Source organism: Acinetobacter sp. ABJ-A23_2 (genome assembly GCF_044538765.1).
Taxonomy (GTDB): Bacteria; Pseudomonadota; Gammaproteobacteria; order Pseudomonadales; family Moraxellaceae; genus Acinetobacter; species Acinetobacter nosocomialis_A.
Genome location: NZ_JBIUCP010000088.1, coordinates 1 through 5,721 on the forward strand (window position 1 = coordinate 1; position 5,721 = coordinate 5,721).

General features: G+C 44.3%; 1 protein-coding gene. It reads left to right on the plus strand.

The annotated features are described in order from the left end of the window. Positions 1-164: 164 nt before the first annotated feature. A partial coding sequence (locus tag ACH63V_RS17760) for an ESPR-type extended signal peptide-containing protein (RefSeq protein WP_396464282.1) occupies positions 165-5,721 on the plus strand: 5,557 nt, incomplete at its 3' end.

The window sequence follows — 5,721 nt, forward strand, 5'->3', positions numbered from 1 at the left end:
AAGTTAACAATATTTATTAATTATTGTGACTTTGTTTGATTTTGATATTTAAAAATGTGATTTACTTCTCAAAATAAAAAAGATATTTTCACAAAAAATAAGCAATTTAATTGTTTTGATTGCAAAACTTTACAAATGTAAGCGTTAAGTTTACGGGTGGGAATATGAATAAGATATACAAAGTGGTATGGAACGCTTCTATTGGTACATGGACTGTTGTATCAGAATTAGCTAAAAGCAAAACGAGAACTGGTTCTGTTTCATCCTCTTCCGAAATAACTGGTTCGCAAAATGAGATTGTTTCCAGAGAAAAGAAATTTAAACCTAAGACACTTGTATTATCTATCATCTCCTGTTTAGCCGTTTCACATGTGTGGGCTGACTACACAAACTCGTATGGTTCAATTATTGATACAAGCCCAACCATTAGTAATGGTATTGCCATAGGGGCAAATACGGGTACTCCAGCGACTGCAAATGATTCTAATGGATTAGCCGTTGGATCAAGAGCAAATGCCAGCGCAGCAGATTCAACCGCATTAGGAAATTATGTAAATGCGACTGGTGTAAATTCAACAGTAGTTGGTGGACAAGCTAGTGCTGCTGGTGCGCAATCAATTGCACTTCAAAATAACAGTGATGCAGATCTTGTCGCAGAAGGTTTGGCAACAGGGTCATCTTTTACAGCAGTTGATAGTGCTTCTAGCTACAGTGTCGCAATTGGTGCGATGAGCCAAGTTGTTGGTTCAACAGCAGCAATGGCAATAGGGAAAAATGCTCAAGTTAACAGTGGTGCAAATAATGCTACTGCTATTGGTAATACAGCGACTGTAGACACAAATGCAGTTGATGGTGTTGCTATAGGTACTAACAGCTTAACCTCAGCAGCAAATAGTGTAGCGCTCGGGCCAAGATCAACTGCGAATGTAACAAATTCAGTTGCTTTGGGTGCAGGATCAACAACTACAGTACAAAGTGGCAACTCATATATAACGAATGTTGCAGCATCTACCACAAATGGTGTTGTTTCAGTGGGTTCAGCAACAAATACTCGACGTATTCAAAACGTAGCCGATGGTGCTGCCGATTCAGATGCGGTTACGGTTGCTCAGTTAAAGGATGTAAACAATCGTGCTGTGGGTAATACGACAGCATTAGGTGGTGGCGCAGCATATAATCCTGCAACAGATGTATATACACCACCAAGTTATACAATAACAAAAACAGATGGAACGACTTATACTCCTGTTAATACCGTGTCTGGTGCGCTAACTAATTTAAATAATGAAGTTGTTAAACCTATTACTTTTGCTGGTAATACAGGGAGTTCAGCAAATAATTTAGGTACAACACTTAATATCACTGGAGGAGGTTCAACTGCTGGAACCTATTCTGGAAATAACTTAAAAACGGCTGTGACTGGTAACACAGTTAATATTCAAATGGCTGATGCACCTGTTTTCTCTGGGACAGTTACGGCTGGAAACTTAACTACTGGAGGTTCATTAAATGTTACTGGTGCAAGTAACTTAAATGGCGGTGCAAACCTTAATAATCAGAAAATTACCAATTTAGCAGCAGGTACTATTTCATCTACATCAACAGATGCAGTAAATGGTAGTCAGTTAAATACCACAAACCAGAATGTAACCACTGCTCAGAACACCGCAAATACAGCGGTGACTAATGCGGCAGCAGCTCAAAATACGGCAAACACGGCAGTCACCAATGCGGCAGCAGCACAAGCAACAGCAGACAAAGGCCTGAACTTTAGTGTGAATGGTGGTACGGCTGACAATGTGAAGCTGGGTGAAACGGTTAACTTTGCCAATGGCACCAACACCACAGCAGTTTATGACCCAGCAACCAATACTTATAAATACAGTGTCAATGACAACATTGCATTAACCAATGCGGGTAGCTTAACAGTTGGGAATAGCAAGGTTGATAACAATGGCTTAACCATTACCGGTGGTCCAAGTGTAACCACTGCAGGTATTAATGCGGGCAACCAGAAGATTACTAACGTTGCGGCAGGTACTATTTCATCTACATCAACAGATGCAGTAAATGGTAGTCAGTTAAATACCACAAACCAGAATGTAACCACTGCTCAGAACACCGCAAACACAGCGGTGACGAATGCGGCGGCAGCTCAAAATACGGCAAACACGGCAGTGACTAATGCAGCAGCTGCACAAGCGACAGCAGACAAAGGCCTGAACTTTAGTGTCAATGGTGGTACGGCTGACAATGTGAAGCTGGGTGAAACGGTTAACTTTGCCAATGGCACCAACACCACTGCAGTATATGACCCTGCAACCAATACCTATAAATACAATGTGAATGACAACATTGCATTAACCAATGCGGGTAGCTTAACAGTTGGGAATAGCAAGGTTGATAACAGTGGTTTAACCATTACAGGTGGTCCAAGTGTAACGACTGCAGGTATTAATGCAGGCAACCAGAAGATTACTAACGTTGCGGCAGGTACTATTTCATCTACATCAACAGATGCAGTAAATGGTAGTCAGTTAAATACCACGAATCAGAACGTGGCCACTGCTCAGAACACCGCAAACACAGCGGTGACGAATGCGGCGGCAGCTCAAAATACGGCAAACACGGCAGTCACTAATGCTGCAGCAGCACAAGCGACAGCAGACAAAGGCCTGAACTTTAGTGTCAATGGTGGTACGGCAGACAACGTGAAGTTAGGTGAAACGGTTAACTTTGCAGATGGCACCAACACCACTGCTGCGTATGACCCAGCAACCAATACCTATAAATATAATGTAAATGACAACATTGCATTAACCAATGCGGGCAGTTTAACGGTTGGTAACACCAAGGTTGATAACAGTGGATTAACCATTACTGGTGGCCCAAGTGTAACAACTGCGGGTATTAATGCGGGTAACCAGAAGATTACCAATGTTACGGCTGGAACTATTTCTGCTACATCAACAGATGCAGTGAATGGTAGTCAGTTAAATACCACCAACCAGAATGTAACGACTGCGCAAAATACTGCAAACACAGCAGTGACCAATGCTGCTGCTGCCCAAGCGACAGCAGATAAAGGCCTGAACTTTAGTGTCAATGGTGGTACACCTGACAATGTGAAGTTGGGTGAAACGGTTAACTTTGCAGATGGAACCAACACCACAGCAGTGTATGATCCTGCAACCAATACCTATAAATACAATGTCAATGACAACATTGCATTAACCAATGCAGGTAGCTTAACGGTCGGTAACACCAAGGTTGATAACAGTGGCCTAACCATTACAGGTGGTCCAAGTGTAACGACTGCAGGTATTAATGCGGGTAATCAGAAGATTACCAATGTTGCGGCAGGTACCAATGCGACTGATGCTGTCAATGTTAGTCAGTTTGATGCGTTAAGTACGTCAAGCAACAACAAGACTGATGCCTTGGGCAACAGCACAGCCAACAATCTGGGTGGTGGCGCAAGCTATGACAGCACTACAGGTGCAGTAAGCTCACCGACCTATGTCACCACTAAAACTGATGGTACAACAGTTAATGCCGACAATGTCGGTGATGCCTTAACCAACCTGAACAATGAAGTGATTAAACCGATTACCTTTGCAGGTAACAGTGGCAGTGTTGACCGTAAATTAGGTGAAACCTTAAATATCACAGGTGGGCTGACAGCATCTGGCTCGAACTCGAATGTGAAGACAGTCATTAGTGGTAATACCGTTGATATTCAACTTGCCGATGCGCCTGTGTTTGCAGGGAAGCTGACAGCGAACGGACTGGATGCAAATGGTGAGAAAGTTACCAATGTCGGTGAGGGTACAGCAGCAACCGATGCAGTAAACAAAGGCCAGCTTGATGCATTAAGTACCTCAAGCAACAACAAGACTGATGCGTTGGGCAACAGCACAGCCAATAATCTGGGCGGTGGTGCAAGCTATGATAGCACTACAGGTGCAGTAAGCTCACCAACTTATGTCACCACTAAAACTGACGGTACAACAGTTAATGCCAATAATGTCGGTGATGCCTTAACTAACTTGAGCAATGAAGTGGTTAAACCGATTACCTTTGCGGGTAACAGCGGCAGTGTTGACCGTAAATTGGGTGAAACCCTGAATATCACAGGTGGCCTGACAGCGTCTGGCTCGAACTCGAATGTGAAGACAGTCATCAGTGGCAATACCGTTGATATTCAACTTGCAGATGCACCTGTGTTTGCAGGGAAGCTGACAGCGAACGGACTGGATGCCAATGGTGAGAAAGTTACGAATGTCGGTGCGGGCACCAATGCTACTGATGCAGTAAACAAAGGCCAGCTTGATGCGTTAAGTACGTCAAGCAACAACAAGACCGATGCCTTGGGCAACAGTACAGCTAATAATCTGGGTGGTGGTGCAAGTTATGACAGCACTACAGGTGCAGTAAGTTCACCGACCTATACTGTGAATGGCAACAACGTGAATAACGTTGGTGATGCGATCACGGCATTAGACAAAGGCTGGACTTTACAAAGCAATGGTACCAATGCGGGTGCAGTAAAAGCTGGTGATACGGTAGACATTGGTACGGTTGCAGGTGAAACGAACCTGAAAGTGACCAAGACCGGCAATACGATTCAGTATGGCTTAAACCGTGATCTGAATATTGACAGTGTAACGGCAGGGGACAGTAAGCTGGATACGAATGGTTTAACCATCACTGGTGGACCAAGTGTGACCAAGACTGGTATTGATGCTGCAGGCAACACCATCAGTAACGTAGCAGCAGGCACCAATGCTACTGATGCAGTAAACAAAGGCCAGCTTGATGCATTAAGTACCTCAAGCAATAACAAGACTGATGCCTTGGGCAACAGCACAGCCAATAATCTGGGCGGTGGCGCAAGCTATGACAGCACTACAGGTGCAGTAAGTTCACCAACTTATGTCACCACTAAAACTGACGGTACAACAGTTAATGCCAACAATGTCGGTGATGCCTTAACTAACCTGAACAATGAATTGGTTAAACCGATTACCTTTGCAGGTAACAGCGGCAGTGTCGACCGTAAATTGGGTGAAACCCTGAATATCACAGGTGGCCTGACAGCATCTGGCTCGAACTCGAATGTGAAGACAGTCATTAGTGGTAATACCGTTGATATTCAACTTGCCGATGCGCCTGTGTTTGCAGGGAAGCTGACAGCGAACGGACTGGATGCAAATGGTGAGAAAGTTACCAATGTCGGTGCGGGCACAGCAGCAACCGATGCAGTAAACAAAGGCCAGCTTGATGCGTTAAGTACGTCAAGCAACAACAAGACCGATGCCTTGGGCAACAGTACAGCTAATAATCTGGGTGGTGGTGCAAGTTATGACAGCACTACAGGTGCAGTAAGTTCACCGACCTATACTGTGAATGGCAACAACGTGAATAACGTTGGTGATGCGATCACGGCATTAGACAAAGGCTGGACTTTACAAAGCAATGGTACCAATGCAGCTGCAGTAAAAGCTGGTGATACGGTTGATATTGGTACGGTTGCAGGTGAAACGAACCTGAAAGTGACCAAGACCGGCAATACGATTCAGTATGGCTTAAACCGTGATCTGAATATTGACAGTGTAACGGCAGGGGACAGTAAGCTGGATACGAATGGTTTAACCATCACTGGTGGACCAAGTGTGACCAAGACTGGTATTGATGCTGCAGGCAACACAATCAGTAACG